General features: G+C 69.9%; 15 protein-coding genes and 2 CRISPR repeat arrays. Of the genes, 8 read left to right on the plus strand and 7 right to left on the minus strand.

Annotation, left to right across the window (positions count from 1 at the left end):
* Positions 1 to 333 precede the first annotated feature (333 nt).
* The 3 genes from P8A18_RS11265 (at position 334) to P8A18_RS11275 (ending at position 2,166) form a co-directional block, all read left to right on the plus strand.
* A complete protein-coding gene (locus tag P8A18_RS11265; RefSeq protein ID WP_306053822.1) occupies positions 334 to 603 on the plus strand; it encodes a hypothetical protein in 270 nt (89 codons plus the stop codon).
* On the plus strand, positions 596 to 1,213 hold the full coding sequence (locus P8A18_RS11270; RefSeq protein WP_306053824.1) for a DUF6879 family protein: 618 nt from the start codon (positions 596 to 598) through the stop codon (positions 1,211 to 1,213). Before P8A18_RS11265 ends, P8A18_RS11270 begins: the two co-directional genes overlap by 8 nt.
* A 101-nt stretch (positions 1,214 to 1,314) precedes the next feature.
* Positions 1,315 to 2,166 (plus strand): methionyl-tRNA formyltransferase, encoded by an 852-nt coding sequence (locus tag P8A18_RS11275; protein ID WP_306053825.1) that lies wholly within the window; start codon positions 1,315 to 1,317, stop codon positions 2,164 to 2,166.
* A gap of 22 nt (positions 2,167 to 2,188) precedes the next feature.
* Here P8A18_RS11275 and P8A18_RS11280 read toward each other — a convergent pair whose 3' ends face one another.
* The 6 genes from P8A18_RS11280 to P8A18_RS11305 all read right to left on the minus strand — a co-directional run bounded on the left by P8A18_RS11280 (position 2,189) and on the right by P8A18_RS11305 (position 10,501).
* Positions 2,189 to 4,351, minus strand: a complete 2,163-nt coding sequence (locus P8A18_RS11280; protein WP_306053826.1) for a tetratricopeptide repeat protein — start codon at positions 4,349 to 4,351, stop codon at positions 2,189 to 2,191.
* Positions 4,348 to 4,758 carry a hypothetical protein gene (locus P8A18_RS11285; protein WP_306053827.1) on the minus strand — a complete coding sequence of 137 codons (411 nt, stop codon included), beginning with the start codon at positions 4,756 to 4,758 and terminating at the stop codon, positions 4,348 to 4,350. The genes P8A18_RS11280 and P8A18_RS11285 overlap by 4 nt, the downstream gene beginning before the upstream one ends.
* A gap of 235 nt (positions 4,759 to 4,993) precedes the next feature.
* Positions 4,994 to 5,512 carry a ricin-type beta-trefoil lectin domain protein gene (locus tag P8A18_RS11290; protein ID WP_306053829.1) on the minus strand — a complete coding sequence of 173 codons (519 nt, stop codon included), beginning with the start codon at positions 5,510 to 5,512 and terminating at the stop codon, positions 4,994 to 4,996.
* Between the two features lie 483 nt (positions 5,513 to 5,995).
* On the minus strand, positions 5,996 to 7,405 hold the full coding sequence (locus tag P8A18_RS11295) for a serine/threonine-protein kinase (protein WP_306053831.1): 1,410 nt from the start codon (positions 7,403 to 7,405) through the stop codon (positions 5,996 to 5,998).
* 110 nt (positions 7,406 to 7,515) lie between these two features.
* Positions 7,516 to 8,484, minus strand: coding sequence for a phosphotransferase (locus P8A18_RS11300; RefSeq protein ID WP_371933660.1), 969 nt, complete (start codon positions 8,482 to 8,484; stop codon positions 7,516 to 7,518).
* Between the two features lie 637 nt (positions 8,485 to 9,121).
* Positions 9,122 to 10,501 carry an NsdA family TPR-like regulatory protein gene (locus P8A18_RS11305; RefSeq protein WP_306053832.1) on the minus strand — a complete coding sequence of 460 codons (1,380 nt, stop codon included), beginning with the start codon at positions 10,499 to 10,501 and terminating at the stop codon, positions 9,122 to 9,124.
* Between the two features lie 91 nt (positions 10,502 to 10,592).
* Here P8A18_RS11305 and P8A18_RS11310 point away from each other — a divergent pair, with 91 nt between their 5' ends.
* Genes P8A18_RS11310 through P8A18_RS11325 form a run of 4 tightly spaced genes read left to right on the plus strand, consistent with a single transcriptional unit; the run spans position 10,593 to position 13,322 of the window.
* Positions 10,593 to 11,045: a hypothetical protein gene (locus P8A18_RS11310; protein WP_306053833.1), complete on the plus strand. Its 453-nt coding sequence runs from the start codon at positions 10,593 to 10,595 to the stop codon at positions 11,043 to 11,045.
* Entirely contained in the window at positions 11,042 to 11,266 is a 225-nt protein-coding gene (locus P8A18_RS11315; RefSeq protein ID WP_306053834.1) for a hypothetical protein, read from the plus strand. Before P8A18_RS11310 ends, P8A18_RS11315 begins: the two co-directional genes overlap by 4 nt.
* Positions 11,266 to 12,240 carry an ATP-grasp ribosomal peptide maturase gene (tgmB, locus tag P8A18_RS11320; RefSeq protein WP_306053835.1) on the plus strand — a complete coding sequence of 325 codons (975 nt, stop codon included), beginning with the start codon at positions 11,266 to 11,268 and terminating at the stop codon, positions 12,238 to 12,240. The genes P8A18_RS11315 and tgmB overlap by 1 nt, the downstream gene beginning before the upstream one ends.
* The gene (locus tag P8A18_RS11325; protein WP_306053837.1) at positions 12,237 to 13,322 is read left to right on the plus strand and encodes a methyltransferase domain-containing protein; all 1,086 of its coding nucleotides are present in this window, start codon (positions 12,237 to 12,239) and stop codon (positions 13,320 to 13,322) included. The genes tgmB and P8A18_RS11325 overlap by 4 nt, the downstream gene beginning before the upstream one ends.
* Before the next feature lie 168 nt (positions 13,323 to 13,490).
* Positions 13,491 to 15,045: a CRISPR direct-repeat array (repeat unit 29 nt; unit sequence GGGGCCATCCCCGCGCGTGCGGGGAGCAG).
* 244 nt (positions 15,046 to 15,289) lie between these two features.
* On the opposite strand, the gene P8A18_RS11330 is transcribed toward P8A18_RS11325, so the two are convergent.
* Positions 15,290 to 15,826, minus strand: a complete 537-nt coding sequence (locus tag P8A18_RS11330; protein WP_306053838.1) for a hypothetical protein — start codon at positions 15,824 to 15,826, stop codon at positions 15,290 to 15,292.
* Between the two features lie 283 nt (positions 15,827 to 16,109).
* On the opposite strand from P8A18_RS11330, the gene P8A18_RS11335 reads away from it, so the two are divergent.
* The gene (locus tag P8A18_RS11335) at positions 16,110 to 16,553 is read left to right on the plus strand and encodes a hypothetical protein (protein ID WP_306053839.1); all 444 of its coding nucleotides are present in this window, start codon (positions 16,110 to 16,112) and stop codon (positions 16,551 to 16,553) included.
* Between the two features lie 158 nt (positions 16,554 to 16,711).
* Positions 16,712 to 17,672: direct repeats of the CRISPR family, unit length 29 nt; unit sequence GGGACCATCCCCGCGCGTGCGGGGAGCAG.
* Positions 17,673 to 17,782 lie beyond the last annotated feature (110 nt).

The following is a 17,782-nucleotide window of genomic DNA, read 5'->3' on the forward strand; positions in this document are numbered from 1 at the left end:
AGCGGTAGGTCGCTGAGCGGTGGCTACACGCCATGCGTCGCGCGACCTCGCCCGGGACGAGCGAGGGAGCCGAGCCAATCCCCGGTCGTTCTCTCCCTCCAGGCCTGCGCGCCCCCCTTCTGGGGCGTGCGCACCCCCCCTTCCGCCTCACCGCCCGTCGCGCTACGACAACGGAGTCCCGTAGTGCTCGTGGCGGCGGCTCGGCCCCGATCCGCCTGGCGGTCCGCTCGATGCGGCGGGAGCGCCGCTGCGTTCGGTGGCCGGAAGTCGCTATCCGGCCTCGCGTCGGGTGTGATCTCGGTTACCTTCGGTGGGACTGAATGGAGAGCCGTGATGACTCGGGGCTGGGAAGCCGATCCTTCTTCGCCGCTGGTGCGCCGTTTGGGTAAATCCCCCGCCGAACTCGGGACCACGGGTGGTGAGCAGGGATGCCCGGACATCTGGGAACTGGAGAACGGGGACATCGCCGTCGTTGGCCGCGACCTCACCGATTCGTACCTGCCCAGCCTTCCCCCAGGGCTCGTTGTCGCCCCGGACGAACGGATCGTCGTCATCCCCCGCAGGACGGCTGCCGCGGCGAAGGAGGACCTTCCCGATGCCTAGCCTGCGGGCCGAAGGCCCAGGTGAGCGCCTCGCACTTGACGACTACTCCGCGGACTTCAGCCGGCACTTCTGGCGTTCCGGCTCCGATGGGTTCTGGAAGCTCGAACGTCAGCAGAGCTTCCAGGAGCCCGGGGTGGAGAGCTGGGAGGCCTTCCGGAAGGGGCATTGGGACGAGTCCCTGGCGCTGATCGAGGGACAGCGGGGCCACTATGAGGAGTACTTCCAGCGAATCGCCGGAAGCGGATTCGCCCTCCACCGCGTCCGCTGTGTGGAGGAGCCCATCTCTCCGTATCTCCAGTGGGAACTGCACCTGCTGCATCTGAAGGCCCAGTGCGGGGAGGACACGAGGGTTCTCCCCGGGGGCGACATCCCGCAGTACGAATCGCAGCGCCCGCTGCCGGAGATCGTCGTCCTCGGCTCCTTGGTGATGTACGAGGTGCTCTACGACGATGCCGGAAGGCTCGCCGGCGGCATCCGCTTCGACGATCCGCGTGACATTTCCCGGTGCCGGCAGGCGATCCAGAAGATGCACCAGTCCGGCGAGCCGTTGGACAGCTTCTTCAGCCGCCAGGTCGCCCGGATGCCTCCACCGACCGTGACCGAGGAGTAGCTCCAACCGGTCCCGCCCGGAACTCGGCAGCGAGTCCCGGAATGGGCACGACAACAACTTCTGGCCAGTACCGGTCGCACCACAAGGCACAAGGGCTGCGTATGCGCGTCATCCTGATTTCATACTCCGCTCAGGGCTTCGCTCTCCTGCACAGCGTGTGCGAGCGGGCCGGGCACACTCCCGTCGCTTACCTGCACGCGCGATCACTGCGGCCGGGCGAACCCACGCGACGCGGTGCGGGCGATGTCGTGGGCGAGATCGTCGATGCGTTGCCGAACGGGATGGACCTGCTGATTCCGGGCCGGAAAAGTGCGTTGCCGCACATCGTCGCGGGGTACCAGGCCGATCTCATCGTCTGCTACGGATTCCCCTGGAAGCTGCCGCCGGCAGTCCTTCGAGCGACGAACCTGGGGGCCATCAACGTACATACGTCGATGCTGCCGAAATACCGAGGGCCCATCCCGGTCAATTGGGCGATCAGGAACGGCGACAAGGAAATCGGCGTCAGCATCCACTGGATGGAGAGCGAATTCGACTCCGGTGGGGTCCTGGCGCAAGAGGCAGGGATCACGCTGGGCGACGATGTCGTCCCCCAGCCGCTGTGGGAAGAGGTCGACCGCCGCATCGAGCGCCTCCTGCCCCGCGCGCTCTCGCTGGCCGTGGCCGGTTCGCCCGGTTCACCGCAGGGGGAAGGGTCCGCGACCTACGCGGGCTGGATGGAACCCGAGTTCTCGCAGATCGACTGGAGCACCGCCAGGGAAGTGATCCACAACCAGGTACGCGCCATCAGGTTCGGCAGCTCAGGGAAATCCGGCCCCCTTGCCACCGTGGCCGGCCGTCGTCTGCGGGTTCTGCGCACGTCGTTGCAGCCGGCAGACGGAATCAAGGTGATGTGCGGGAATGGCCCCGTGTGGATCACGGAGTCCGCACCGGTGACGGACTCCGAGTCCTGAACGTGCAGCGATCCGCAGCACGTCAGGCCGGGTCCGATGACGTTGCTTCCGCCAGAGAGCGTCGGTACCGCCTGAGCTTGTCCCGGATCCCCGTGGTCCACGGATGTTCCGGACCGAGTACCCGCTCGCGCCACTCCCTGACGGTTTCCGCGTGTTCGATGGCTTCCTGGTCCTCACCAACCGTGTGCAGGACATTGCTGAGCAGGCTTCGTGCCGCCAGCGTGATGGGGTAGGCGGTTCCGAACCGGTGTTCATGCGCCGCCAGCGCACGACGGGCCAACAGCAGCGCTTCGGCGTGCCTTCCGGCGCCGAGCAGCGCTCCCGCGCAGTTGAGCTCGGCCGACAGGGTGATTGGGTGCTCAGGGCCCAACTCTCTGCGGCAGTCGGCAACCAGTTCCGGTCCTGCCGGTGCCTCACGGTCCAACTCCGGTCCAGGAGGCAGTTCGAGCAGACACGCTCGCGCCTCCAGCGTCAGCGGGTGCCATGGGCCCAACTGCGCGGCTCGCCCGGCCACCGCCCGGTGCATCAACCCCAGGGCTTCCGCCAGCCGATCGATCCAGACCAACGGGCGGGACAGATGGAGGCAGGTGGTCAGGGTGTCCAACGCCTCCGGACCACAGACCCGTTCGAGGTCATCGAGCAGCTCGCGGTGTAAATGCGCTGCCTCATCGAGACGCCCCAGACGATCGGTCGCCTTCCCGATCCGCTGCCGCAGGCGCAGCACCAGGAGGTGATCGTCTCCCAGCCGTCGTCGCGCGAGCACCGTCGCCTGTTCGGCCATGGCCAGCGCGGACGCGTAATCGCCGGAACGATGCTGGGCCGTCGCCAGACGCAGGGCGCAGGTAGCCGCGGACTCTGCGGTGCCGATCGTGGTCTCGGGCCAGGTGATGACACGGCGAAGCAGGCCCAGGACATGCGGGGCCAGAGCGGTGAGCAGGCTGTCGCGCAAACCGCGTTCCGGGGACGCGGGCAGGGCGTGAAGAAGCACTCCGGCAGCGGCGGCAGCGAGTGGGTCGCGTTCACCGGCCGGAGTGACGCGCGCGACGCTGTCGAGCAGCACTCCGTGCGTACGCAAGCAGCGGATGTCGCTGGGAACGAGTTCGGTGAGCGAGTGGTCGATCAGCCCCCGAAGCGCGAGTTCCACCCGATGGGCGGGCAGGGGCAGGGGCGAGCCGAGCCGGACGTCGGCCAGCAGCGACAGGGGCAGCGGGTCATTCGACCAGCAGGCCAGGAGGCGCAGCAGCGTGACGGCCTCGGGCAGATTCTGCCCGGCCAGGGAGTTCAGCGAAAGCTGCCACGTTCCGCTCACCAGGTGGCGTGAGTCGCCGCCCGCGCCGATGGCTCCCTGGTCAATCAGTTCGATGGGGTCCGGACGCTCCTGCAAGCGACGCCCGTACTCTTCCATCGTCCAGGGGTCGATCACCTGGTGGGCCAGGAATCCTCCGGCGAGAGTCAGGGCGAGTGGCAAGCGGCCGAGGCTGTCGGCGATGGCGGCCGCGTCCTCGGCGGAACCCGTTCCCGGGGCGAGATCGCGCAGGACCTGAGCCGCCTCCTCGCGAGGCAGGACATCCACATGCAGCAGCTCGGCGGCGGGCCACCAGTGTCCTGCGGCCTGCCTCGTGGTCACAAGGACGGTTCCACGCGGGCTGGTACGCAGCCATCCGCCGTCCCGCAGCACCGCAGGATCATCGGCGTTGTCCAGCACCAGCAGCCACGGGACGTCGGACCGGTCGAGGCGGTCCCAGACCAGGTCAGCGGCCGCGCGTAAACCGTTGCGCGCAGCCATCAGCTCACCGTCGCCGGCCCCGCGGTCGGCGGCCACAGCAAGCATCCCGGCCCGCAGGGAGGCCTGGTCGGAGGCGTTGACCCACAGGCCCACGCGCCCGCGTTCCCGGGTGGCGTGTCCGAAGAGCGTGCACGCCACAGCGGTCTTGCCGCATCCTCCCAGACCATGCAGAACGAACACGGTGCTTCCGGCACCCTCGGTCACCGCCGCCTTCAGACGTTCGATGAGTTCGCCACGATCCCTCAGGATCGCCGGCGCCCGGCCGATGGGCGGGTGCCTCACCGAGTCCGGGCCCGTCCAGGCGGAGCCGTGATGGTGGTGTTCGGTGATGTGCTGGTCACCGGAAGCCTGGTAGACCCGCCCCTGATCAGTGGCCCGGCCGTCGTTGCGGCCAGTCATCGCTGGTCGACGTTCAGATCACGGCCGGCCTGGTAGACGCGTGAGCTGCCGGAAGCGGTCGCGCGTTGGGTGACGGCCGGAGCGGCGGATGTACCGGGGTCGATTTCGGTCAGCAGGGAGCGTAGTTCCGTCACCAGCTCGGGGTGGGCGACGAGGAGGCGGCGGATGCGGCCCTGCCACTCCGCCGCGATCTCCCGCTCGGTCTCCTCGTCACCATTGCTCCGCGCGCCCAGGAGGTCCTGGCGTGAAGTATCGAGCTGGGCGGCGACTTGCTCCTCGCGGTCCGGCCGGACACGCCGCCACAGCGTGATCACGCCGCTCCGCACGCCGTTCCAGGTGTCGGTTGCCAGCAGCGTCGCGATCGCCGTCCCTGCCGTGCCTGCCAAAAGGGTGATCTCCGCGTCCATCCCCTGCCCTCCCTCGCTCCTGCCCGGGATGTAACTCTAGGCAGCCAACTCGGCTTCCGTACACCGCACTTCAGGGCACTGGTTCGCTCCGCGGGCGGCTCAAGCGTGGCGCGGCCCCCGCCGAGCCGCAGACGCCGCGCCAAGGGGCTGAGAACCACCGGTCCATGGGCTCCGCAACGTGCTGTGCCGAAGCGAGCCCTCGGCCGAGGGCTCGCCGGGTCAGCCGGTCAGCCGGTCAGCCGGTGACTTCGATGATCCAGGTCGCCCGGGGGTTGTCCGTCCTGCTGTATACGCGCTTGGGGAGCAGGGAGTAGTCCTCCACTCGGCTCCGCCCGAGGACGTTGCCGTCCTGCTTGATGGTGTAGTAGCCGCTCTCAAGCTTGGTGACCGGTGCCCCCTCGCCGCCCTCCTCGTCCAACTCCCGTACGTCCCACAGGGACTTGTCCGTGGCGTCGGGCCGGACGACGGCCTGGGTGCGTGCTTCCTCGTTCGGCGCGGTGATCACGTTGTTGGTGCCCCGCACGGCGAACCGGACGTGGTCGCCATCGGGGACCACCACCCACTCCGCCGCCTTCTCCCCGTCAATGAGGAGGGCGAACAACTGGTCGCCATCCAATACGCCCACAGGGGCTCCGCCCGTACTCAGCCGGACGACCTGGCCGGCCTCGGGCGCCACGACGCCTTCGCCGTGGGCGGCTCCGGATGTGGTCAGTACGGTCGCCGCGAGGGCAAGGCCGGTAAGAATGCGCCTCATTCTGTTCATGCCGGGTAAACGCGCTCAACGATCTTCGGTCACGCGGCCGGCGACTCCGGCTGCGGGCAGCGCGACCGGGCTCAGGCCGCTTCGGTCGGGCACCGGTCGATTCATGCCGGCGAGCGGTACCGAGCCGAAACCTCCCTGTTCTTCGAGTCGGCGACAGGCGACCATGGGAGGAACAAGCGAGGGGCCGCAGCAGCGCGGCCCCTGCGGGAAAGCGGGGGAATCATGATGGTCATCGTTTCGGTCGCGGCCGTGCTCGTGGTCGCCGTCGCCGTATGCCTCGTCGCCCTCCGGCGTCGAGGTGGGGCCGGTGAGCGCGGGGCTGTGGCGCGTGGCGCGGCGGAGCAGGGGCTCGCGCAGGGGTTGGCGCATGGGCACGCCCGCAGTCAGGGCGTGGGGCCGTACGGGGGCTGAGCTGCCCCGCCCCGGACGTACCCGCTCGCCGCGCCGGCCACGCTCAAGTCCCCCACCTGTCCCTCACCACGTCGCACCTCGCCGGGAAGTGGGGAACCGGATGAGGCCGAGGAGGAGCGTGACCGACGCAAGGGCGAGGGCGTACCCACCGCCGCGGTACAGCGCGAAGTCCTTCTCGCCCACGGAATGGTAAAGAAGCAGCAACGAGCCGTTGAGGACGGTGGCCAGGGCGTGCAGGTAGCGCGGCCAGCGTGGTACGGGGGCGGTGTGGGAGCTGTGCGCGAGGAACAGCGCCGTTGTGCAGGTGCCCACCCCGAACGCGGCAGCGATGACAAAGGGCCAGGAGCCCTCGGACATGCTGGTCAGTGCGACGGTCGACCCCTCGACGGGAGGTAGGACCATGGCAATTGCCAGTGCCAAAATGGCGGTCCAGAAGGGGTAGGTGGTGCGGCCGCCGGAGGCGGTTGGCGGTGGGGGCGCGGCCGGGCGGGCCGGGGCGGTGGGCCTCGCGCTGGGTGTTGGGACGGGCGCGGGCTGCGGCCGTTCGATTGCGGGTGGCGGAATCTCCCGGGCGGACATCAGCGGGAGGGTGGTGGAGAGCGCGCCGGTGACAGGCGTGGGTAGCCACGTGGCGGTCCGGGGCGCGGTCGGCTCGGCCGAGCGGCTTTCTCTCCGTACCGGAGCGAGTTCCCCGATGAGCGTCGTCACCGACGGGCGCTGTCCGGGGTCCTTCGCGAGGCAGCGTTCGATGATTTCCAGGCCCGGCCCCGGCAGTCGGGAGAGGTCCGGTTCCTCGTACGCGATACGAAAGTTGAGCGCCTGGGCCGAGCCCGTGCCGAAGGGACTGGTACCGGTGGCCACGTACGCCAGTACGGCGCCCAGCGCGAACACGTCGGAAGCCGGTGTGACGGGCCTGCCAACCAACTGCTCCGGGGCCATGAATCCCGGGGTGCCTACGATCATTCCCGTATGGGTGAGCGCGGTGGCCTCGGCGGCCACGGAGATCCCGAAGTCGACCACCCGGGGCCCGTCCGACGCGAGCAGAATGTTCGAAGGCTTGAAGTCCCGGTGCACCAGACCGGCCGCGTGGATGGCTTCCAGCGCTTCGGCAAGGCCCGCGCCCAGGGTGCGTACCGACTCCACCGGCCACGGCCCGTGCGCGGCGACCGCCTCGTTCAGGGGCAGCCCGGGGACGTACGCGGTGGCGAGCCACGGCGTCGCGCCTTCGGGGTCGGCGTCGACCACGGCTGCCGTGAAGAAGCCGGTGACCCTGCGGGCCGCTTCCACCTCGCGGGCGAACCGGCGGCGGAAGCCGGGGTCCTGGGCGAGTTCGGGCCGTACGACCTTCACCGCGACCAGGCGCCCGCTGGGCGAGTGCCCGAGGTAGACCTGGCCCATGCCACCACCGCCCAGCCGCCCGGTGATCCGGTACCGCCCCACCTGACGCGGATCGGTCGGTTGTAGCTCGTCCACCCGTTCGTCCCCCTCACCACGCCGACGCGCTCCGTCTTGGCGTGATTACACACCAGCACCGCCCTCACGCGCAGCCACGCATACCGCCCTGTGTACGTGTACCCCGTCCGTCAGCGCCCCGCCGTCGCGACGAGCCGCCCCAGCGCCGCCCGCGCCGGCGGCCCCCACGTGGGCTTCCCGTTGGGCAGACCCCGCTCGCCGTCGTCCGCGATGAGGAGGGCGCCCAACGCCCGCAGGACGGCCCAGCCCCGGGCCCGGCGGAGAGTTGCCACGTCCGGGGTCGGGCGGTAGGCGGCATGGAAACGGTCCATGGCCGTGGTGGACGGGAGCAAGTTCCACGCGGCGGCCAGGTCGTTGGCCGGGTCGCCCGCGAAGAGGTCACCGAAGTCGATGACGCCGCAGAACGTGCCCTTGGCGGTGAGCACGTTGGCGGGATGCAGGTCGCCGTGGACCCACAGCGCCGGCCCCGTCCAGTCCGGAGCGGCGACCGCGTCCGCCCACACCGCGCGGATGCCGTCCGGGTCGGAGACGAGGCCACGTTCGGTGACGGCGCCCAGGCCCTGCGCGAAGTGTTCCCCGTACGGTGCCAGCGGCCCGCCCCGCCCCCGGCCGGCGGGTGCCCCGGCAGGGGCCGGCTGATGCAGAGCCGTCAGGAACGCGGCCAGGGCGTCGGCCGCCTCCTCGCCGCGCGTGGCCGGGACACGGTCGGCCGGTTCACCCGGCACCCAGGTGGTGACGAGCCAAGGTCGCGGGAAGCGCTCGGTGGGTACGCCCAGGCGCTGCGGGACGGGGACCGGGAGGGGGAGGTTCGGCGCGAGCGAGGGCACCCAGGTGTGTTCCTTGTGCAGCAGCTCGTCTGCGGACTCCGTCGCCCACGGCAACCGTACGGCCAGGTCGTCGCCCAGCCGCCACAACTGGTTGTCCCAGCCCCGGGCACCGAGCCGCAGGGGCCGTTCGGCCAGGTCGGGGTGCTGGTCGCGCAGGAGGTCGCGGATCATGTCGGCGGTGATGTCGGCGGGGGTGGTGGCGTGGGTGTCGGCGTGGGCGTGGGTGCGCGTTTGCGCGTGCGGGTTTTGCATGTGGGCCACGGTAGTTGGGTGGGGGCCGGCGCGTGCGGCCTTGGCGCCGGCTGGGTGCGGTGCGGCCTGTGCCGGCCTTGGGCGGGTGACGCGTTCGGGGCGGGGGGGGGTGGCGGGCGCGATGTTCGCTCGCGACTTGTGCGGGGCGGGGGTTGCTGTGCTGGGCGGCGAGGCTTCTTTTCGGTGCTGCGGCGTGCTCGTCCCCGCGGGTGCGGGGAGCAGTCCTCGTCGGCGCTGCCGCTGTAGTCGACGCCGCACGGGCGGGGAGCAGCCTCGCAGAACTCTGGCCACGCCGACGTCACGGGGACCATCCCCGCGCGCGGGGAGCAGCACTGCGAGACCGGCGCCCCGCTCTTCGAGCAGGGGCCATCCCCCCGCGCAGGGAGCAGGTGATTAGTAGCCCGCCTTCGGCTCCCGGCAGGGGGCCATCCCCGCGCGCGCGGGGAGCAGGTAGACGAAGGCGGACAATGTTCCTCCCGCTAGGGGCCATCCCCGCGTGCGGGGAGCAGTCTCCCTGACCTGCGGCATTACCCCACAGAGTCCCACTTCCTGACCACTTTCACGCAGTCCGGCATAACAACCCCAAGGCCCCCGCAGCAGGCATACGCGGAACAGCGCACAGGACCACCCCAACCGCTCACCCCTTCACCGCAGCCACCGCGCGCACCCGCTCATCCAAGCCCCGTACAGCGCGGGACTTCCCATGCCGGGCCAGGCTCCTGCGCATCGTCTCGAAATGCTCATCGCCCCGGGCCGTCGAGAGCACCGCATAGTCGTCGAGGAAGGTGCTCCAGGAGGCGCACGCCTCCTCGACGTGGCCCAGCTCGAACTGCCGCTGAGCCAGCACCGCGTTCGCGTGCAAGCGCCCCTGCCTCTCCTGGCGTGGCGTTGCCTTGATCGAATGCTTCATGGCCTTGATCGAGTCTGCCAACTCCCCGTTCTCGTAGTGGACATGCGAGACATGGAAGAGGTACGCGGCCTGGTCGTAGCCGCCAACCGATTCACGACGTGAGTCCGCCCTCGAGAGCGCCGTCTCCGTCTCACGCAGCCGCGCCACAGCGGCCCGTTTGTCCCCGACCATCGCCGACGCATGCGCCTGCTGCCCTCGGAGGAACGCGACGAGCCGGGGCCCCGCCTGGGGCGCCGCCTCGGCGGCGGAGTCGGCAAGTTCCAGGGCCTTGCGACCGTGGCGCAGGTTGGTCGCCTGCAAGCTCATTCCCCTGAGCGTCCGGCAGTACGTGACCTGGTCGCGGGACTCAGCCGCGAGTTTCAGGGCCTGGAGGTAGTACTTCTGTCCGAGTCCGTGGGCCCGTTCGTACATGGCCATCCACCCGGTCAGGTACGTGAGGTCGGAGGCCGCGGACAGCATGTCGTTGTGTACGTCCTCGGCGGCTCCGGCCTTGAGGTACGAGGCCACCGTGTTGACCAGGAACGCGGCGGCCATGGGCCGCGCGTGTCCGCCGCCGAGTTCGTCGAGGATGTCGGCGATCTTGTCGGTCATCCGTCTGACCGTCTCGACCTCGCCCCGGCCGATCCTCCCCGTTGGCCTGGTGATCCGCTGGGCGTCGTCAGCGTGGGCGACGTCGGCGAACAACGGGACCGACAGCACGGCCGAGTACAGGCCGGTGGCAAGCAGGCCACGGCGTGACGGGTCCATGTCCGCCTTCCCGAGTTGGAGCAAGGACTCGACGGAGTCGTCCTGCGCGGCGCCCGACACTCCCTCAGGGCACCTGAGACCGGCCTCGGCGTAGGAAACGGGTCGCCCCAGCTTGCGTTCGAAGGCCTCGATGATCAGTGGCCTGACCCGCTCGTTCGGCTGTGAGCCCCTGATCCACTGCGCCACCGTGGACTGGCTGTACGTGAGACCCATGCCGGTCTCGGTCCCGAGCCGGTTCACGGCCCGAGCGAGTTGTGTCTCGGACCATCGCGCCTGGCCAAGCAGGCATTTCATTCCGGTGTTGCGCTGCTTCTCGGAGGCTTTAGCCACGTCAACTCCCCGCGCATTCATGGGATTCATGCTTTGCCCTCGCTTCCACGGTACCCGTCTCCGCCCTCTGCGCGGTTATCTCTTCACACACCGCCGCCAACCGACACGAGGGAGATATGTGGTGACCGCCATGGCACAAGAGAGGAGCGCCCCGACCTCCGATACCGGGGTCGGCGACCTCCCGATCGACGTGGAGTGCATCCGCGACGGGCTGATCGCGGCGCTCGAACTGCCCTTGTCCACCACCACGCGCGAGGCCATCGACACGAACATTCGCCAGGTCCGAGGGCATCTCAACCTCCTGATGGGCGAGGAGTTGGGGTACGACTCCGACAACGCTGTCCGTGATCTCTTCAGGCAGGCGTACGCCCTGCTCTCCTCCGGCCGACGCCCCGACGAGGCAACTCCGGCTTTCGAGGCGTTCGAGTACCTCCGCGATGCGGCGCGCATGACCCAGCGCTTTTTGGACGTCTTCGAGAACTTCCGGAAAGCGCCGGTTCACCGACCGGATTCCACGCCCCTTTCCGCGCGATCGCCGGAAAGCCGACGCACGACAACCAAGGAGAAGACATGACGACCGCCGGTACGATCCCCTTCGCCACTCGCGCCGCCGAACCGCCCTGCCTGGTGACCACATCCATCGCCGGTGTCACCTGGGACGAGGACCGCCAGCTCAACGTCCAAGCGGACGGCTCGGCCTGGCACACCGCCGACCACGCGGCGTCGACCACCGACACCAACCTGGACGGCAAGGGCGACGACGTGACCGACCCCTACTTCGCCCCCGCCTCCTGATGACCGCCGCCCGGCCCGTACTCGTTGTCGCTGAACGCCTCGACGCCTCCGCCGACATGGTTGTGGACCAGCTGAACCAGCGTGGCGTGCCAGTGATGCGGTTCGACTCCGCCGACTTCCCTCAACGCCTGGCACTGACCGCGGGCCACCGGCCGACGGCGGGGGGCTGGCAAGGCTCGCTGACCGACGGATGCCGGTCGGTGCGGCTCGAAGACGTTCGGGCCGTCTACTACCGTCGGCCCGGACATCCCCGCATTGCTGACACCGTGGCAGAACCGTACGCAACGTGGGCACAGAACCAGGCGGACGCGGCCATGCTCAATGTCCTGTCCGCGCTGCCCGTCCGCTGGATCAACAATCCGCATCACGACCGCGTCGCCGCGCACAAGCCCCAGCAACTGGTCGCGGCGGCCGGTGCGGGCCTTCGGGTGCCGCGCAGCCTCATCACGAACGATCCGGCCGAGGCCCGCGCCTTCGCCGGAACCGTGGACAACCGCCTGATCTGCAAACCCGTCCTCGGTGGCCGATTGAACACCGGCGCGGAGCGGCAGCTCATGGTGGCCACGCACCGGGTGAATCCGTCCGACTTCGACGACAGTGTGCGACTGACCGCGCACTACTTCCAGGAGGACGTTCCCAAGAAGTACGAAGTGCGCCTGGTCGTCGTGGACGGCAAGCTCTTCGCGGGAACCATCGTCGGTACGTCCGAGAAGGCGCGCACCGACTGGCGCACGGACTACGAGAACCTTGAGTACGGTACGACCGAGGCGCCCGCCTCGGTCGGTGCGGCCGTCCGCCGGTTCATGGACTCGTACGGAATCGTGTTCGGTTCCTTCGATTTCGCCGTCACCCCCGACGACGAGTGGGTGTTCTTCGAGAACAATCCGGCCGGCACATGGTCGTGGGTCGAGAATCGCACCGGCCTGCCCATCGCCGCCGCACACGCCGACTACCTGCAAGGGACCACGACATGACCGAGCCGAACGACACGTCGTCGTCCGCGCTGCGCGCCCGGTTCGCCGCCTCCCTCGGCGGGGGTGGCCAGAGCCAGTGGGTGGGCGCATTCTCCAGGGTCCCGCGGGAGCACTTCGTCCCGAGCTTCTACCAGCAGGATGAGAACGGGCGCTGGTACGAGGTCTCCGAAGGCGACCCGGGCTACCTGGAAGCCGTGTACTCGGACACCGCGCTGACAACACAGTTGGGCGAGCACGGCATTCCCACGTCCTCGTCCAGTGAACCCCGGCTGATGCTGACCATGCTCGACGCCCTGGATGCCGAGCCCGGTCATCGGCTCTTCGAACTCGGCCTCGGCACCGGGTACAACGCCGCGCTGGCATCGTCGCTGCTCGGAAGCGACAACGTGGTGAGCGTGGATGTCGACCCGGATCTCGTCCGACTCGCCCGGAAGCGACTCGAAAGGGGGAGGTATCGCCCCTACGTCTTCGCCGGGGACGGTACGGAGGGCTGCCCGGACAGAGCACCGTACGACCGCGTCATCGCGACGGCCGCTCTGCGCCGTATTCCTCCCGCCCTGCTGAGCCAGGCCCGTGCGGGAGCGGTCGTCGTCGCTCCCATCGGCTTCGGCGTCGCGAAGGTGACCGTCTCGGCCGGCGGCGAGGCGACCGGGCGGTTCCTGCCCGTGCCCGCGTTCTTCATGCCACGCCGCCGTCCCGTGAAGAGCCCGGACTTCGCGGGACTGGAGGCGCAATCCGGCCGGGCCACGTCCGTTCGAGCGACCGACTTACTCGACAGGCTGAGGTTCCCCCTTTCCCTGGCCCTCCCCGGGCACCGCTCGTGTTCCTGGCGGGACGAGGCCGGCGAGGTATCCGGGGTGGGGCTCTGGACCGAGGACGGCTCCACCGCCACGGTCCACGTCTCGGGAAGGGCACGGCAGACCGGCCCGCGCCGCCTCTGGGACACGGTGGAGGAACTTGCCTCCGTATTCCCCGACGGCGCCCCTGCCCGGGAGGACTTCGGCCTTACGGTCACGCCAGCGGGCCAGCGAGCGTGGTACCGGGGGCCGGACGGGCCTTCGTGGGTGTTGGACGGTTCCTGAGTGCGCTGTCGTTCTTCGGTGCTCGCCGTGTGTGGGCGCCTGTGCTGTGGGGTGTGCGGGGCCCCGTGCGGGAAGCCGGCCTCAAGGCGGGTGCCCGCGACGCGGACACGAGGGCAACCCCTGCGGAGGCGGAGTAGACGCTGTTACGGGTGGCCTCGGGCCGTGGACGGGGGCGTCCCCGCGCGTGCGGGGAGCAGCATTTCGCCTTCATCCTCCACGTCCCGATCCAGGGGCCATCCCCGCGCGTGCGGGGAGCAGGACGACGACACCCCCGACGAGACGACCGCGTCGGGGCCATCCCCGCGCGTGCGGGGAGCAGTCACCACCGCTGCGGCCGCAGTTCAGGCCGACGGGGCCATCCCCGCGCGTGCGGGGAGCAGTCGACGGCCCGCAGCCTGCCCACGGAACGCCAGGGGCCATCCCCGCGCGTGCGGGGAGCAGGTGTACGTCCCTTCGGGGGTGGGGCAGTCGGGGGGCCATCCCCGCGCGTGCGGGGAGCAGACCTGCAAGAACGCGACCGGAGGGAAAAGCGGGGGGGCCATCCCCGCGCGTGCGGGGAGCAGCTCCTCGCCCGCGTCGAAGGGAAGCCGGGCCCGGGGCCATCCCCGCGCGTGCGGGGAGCAGGTACGAGGTCAGGGGGCTGACGGGGCCCGCCCGGGGCCATCCCCGCGCGTGCGGGGAGCAGGCCGATGGGGTGCCGGTCGTCATACACCCAGCGGGGCCATCCCCGCGCGTGCGGGGAGCAGTCGGCGCAGACCCTGCCCGTGTGGCACGGGCAGGGGCCATCCCCGCGCGTGCGGGGAGCAGCAGTCGATCTCCTCGTCGTGGAAGACCGACTGGGGGCCATCCCCGCGCGTGCGGGGAGCAGGAGATGAAGTCCTGGGGAAGGTCCAGGTGTCCGGGGCCATCCCCGCGCGTGCGGGGAGCAGCCTCCGCGCGCGAGGCGCCGTAGCTGATACCCGGGGCCATCCCCGCGCGTGCGGGGAGCAGCTCGTCCGCTGGAACCTCAGCACCGCCGAGTGGGGGCCATCCCCGCGCGTGCGGGGAGCAGACGAGCCGGTCGTAGAACGAGGTGGGAACGGTGGGGCCATCCCCGCGCGTGCGGGGAGCAGATCAAGCACTTGTCCGGGCTGCCCTTCCCCCGGGGGCCATCCCCGCGCGTGCGGGGAGCAGTCGGCGTAGAGGTCGGTGATCGTGGGGCGGGTGGGGCCATCCCCGCGCGTGCGGGGAGCAGCCGTGCGACATGACGACGTGCGGTGCGGCGTCGGGGCCATCCCCGCGCGTGCGGGGAGCAGCCGTCGCCTCCGCTTCCATCGATTCCCCCGACGGGGCCATCCCCGCGCGTGCGGGGAGCAGCCGTCACGCGTACCGAAAGCAGCACTGCCACCGGGGCCATCCCCGCGCGTGCGGGGAGCAGCCGGACATCATCTGGACAGCCATGGAGAAGGCGGGGCCATCCCCGCGCGTGCGGGGAGCAGGCCCCGCGCCGGATCAGGATGCGGAGCGCATCGGGGCCATCCCCGCGCGTGCGGGGAGCAGAGGCCGAGGGCGGCGATGAGATGGACGTCGAGGGGGCCATCCCCGCGCGTGCGGGGAGCAGGCCCTCCCACCTGAACGTCGATGCGCTCCGCGGGGGCCATCCCCGCGCGTGCGGGGAGCAGGAGACGGCACTCGTCTTCGGTGGTGGCTGGCCAGGGGCCATCCCCGCGCGTGCGGGGAGCAGTCTGCGTGACCTGCGGCGTTACCTCGCGGAGGTGCGCTTTCTGACCACTTTCACACAGTCCGACATATCCACCTCAAGACCCCCACGGCAGGCATACTCGGCAGCCTATAGGACCACCCAAGCCACGATCACCCCATCAGCCCGACCACCTGCACCGCTCACTCAGGCCACGCACTACGCGCGGCAATCTGGGCCACGGTTTCCGGTAGCCGGCGGTGGCCGCAGCAAGGGTTCCGCCGATTGGTCAGGAGGGCTGAACCGGCGGGAGCCGCCAGCGGCCGGAGTGGCCGGGCGGCAGTTCCAAGTCGCGACGGACCGACGTGTAGTACTTCTCCCGTGCCACGCGCTGCTTCTCAAGCTGGGCCGACCATGTGTCGGCGGTACAGGCCGGTGTACGGAGAAGGGCTTCGAGCTCCACCACTGTGAGCGCCCATAGGTGCGCAGCATCGACCACCTCGGGGGAACCGAGTATCAGCAGCCCCTCTCCAGCGGGTGACCGGGCGTCAGCGGCCTCGTCCAGAAGGGGGGCCGCGTCGTCGGGCGGCAAGGGCTGACGGTGCCCGTCGTGGCCGAGATGCGCGGCGACACGGCGATTCAGAGTGACGGTCTTCTTCAGCGTCAACGCGTAATCGCTGTAGGCCGCGAGCCGCCGCTCCTGCCAGCGGGCCCCTTGCTCCCGCCGGAACCTCGCCCGATCACCACGCATGACCACCACGTATGAGCCAAGAGCTCCGATGACCAAGCCGAGCAGGGCGGGAAGCTGCTTTATGAACTCTGACACGGCTGCATGGTAATGCGTCATTGCGATGCATCAACTCTGGGTAACTCGCCGGGATTCGGTCTGCGCGACCGCTCAAGCCGGCGGCATCCACGGTCCGTTCTCAGGCTCTCGCACCGGTCGTGCGGACGGTTGCCCAGCACGCGCCAAGCCTCTCCTTCGCGCGCCGGTCAAGGGCTTAGCTCATGCGGGTGAGTTTGCCGTGTCCGTCTGCGCCTGCCCTCGGGGCTCTGGAGCCTTGCATACGGCAATGTCGCACCGAACTACCTGATTGGACGCCCTCTTGTTGAACAAGCGCATGCTCGCTGTCGCTCCTCTCGCCCTCGTCGCGGGTCTGGTCTTCGCACCGGTATCCAGTGCCGCGCCCGGCGGTACGCCCGCCGTATCCTGTGGGCGGCTCGTCGACGTCAGGACGCTGCCCGCCGGAACGAATCTGGACCTCCTGAACGAGGCGGCCAGGGGGTTGGGTTTGCGTGAGGTTCCTACGGTGGCCGGAGGCGGATGCGATGTCGCGATTCGTACCGACGCCTATTCGGAATCGACTCCGTACCTGAGGAAGGGTCCGGTCGTTCTTCGTGCGGGCGAGTACGCGCCGCGTCAGCAGTACTGCACGGACTCGGTGAGTGTGGATGGTGCGTTCACCATTCCGGGAAGTGATGGTCCTCCGGTTCCGGGGCTGGTTGTCTTCGCGTCCGGGTGCACCGAGGAGGTGAACCCGCTGCTGGTCTGAGCGGCGAGTTCAGGGCCGGCCGGTGATGTCTCCGTCCGGCCCTTCGATGTTGCGCTCGAAGGCAGCTACGACGACTTGTTGGCCTGGCTGATTCCCCTCTTCTTGTCTTCTTGGGTGAGGGCTTCGACGGGTTCGAGCGCTTCGACGGGTTGAGACGTGGGAGCGTCCCCGCGCGTGCGGGGAGCACGAGTTCCGGCGCAGCCGATTGCTCCGGTGCCGGGGGACCATCCCCACGCATGCGGGGAGCAGATGCCCAGGCCGTGGACGCGTACGCCAGCGTCGGGACCATCCCCGCGCGTGCGGGGAGCAGAGCGCGGCCGGCGCCGCCCACCACACCGGCAGGGGACCATCCCCGCGCGTGCGGGGAGCAGGGCTGCTGAGCCCGTGGTGGCGCTGGAGGCGCAGGACCATCCCCGCGCGTGCGGGGAGCAGTCCACCCAGATCCCCCGCCGTGAAGGGATCGCGGGACCATCCCCGCGCGTGCGGGGAGCAGCGAACGTGCTGGCATACGGGGGTACCCGGCAGGGGACCATCCCCGCGCGTGCGGGGAGCAGGGGGACCACCGGCTGAAGTTCGCGTCGGCCGAGGGACCATCCCCGCGCGTGCGGGGAGCAGGCCACCTCGATGATCTCGCTGTACGCGGCCAAGGGACCATCCCCGCGCGTGCGGGGAGCAGGACCCCTGCTGCTGAAGGGTCTGAGATGATGTGGGACCATCCCCGCGCGTGCGGGGAGCAGTTCCCCAGCAGCGTGTTGTGGTCGACCTGGAGGGGACCATCCCCGCGCGAGCGGGGAGCAGTCGGACAGCAGGTCGCCGAGCTTCTGCCGGCCGGGACCATCCCCGCGCGAGCGGGGAGCAGTGTCGTTGGCGACCGGGTACGGGTTGATCGTTGGGACCATCCCCGCGCGAGCGGGGAGCAGCCGACAAGGACGCCAACGGGGTCCCCGACCACAGGACCATCCCCGCGCGAGCGGGGAGCAGCGGGAGCGGGGAGCAGCGGGAGCGCCGGTACCTCGTGCCCGTGGCCCGGGGACCATCCCCGCGCGAGCGGGGAGCAGTCCGTTTTGATGACCTCAAACAGGGTCGACTCAGGACCATCCCCGCGCGAGCGGGGAGCAGTCTGTGTGACCTGCGGCGTTACCCCGCGAAGGTACGCTTTCTGACCACTTTCACGCAGTCCGGCATAACCACCCCAAGGCTCCCACAGCAGGCATAAGCGGCACGTTGCG

The organism is Streptomyces sp. Mut1, from assembly GCF_030719295.1.
GTDB classification, from domain to species: Bacteria; Actinomycetota; Actinomycetes; order Streptomycetales; family Streptomycetaceae; genus Streptomyces; species Streptomyces castrisilvae.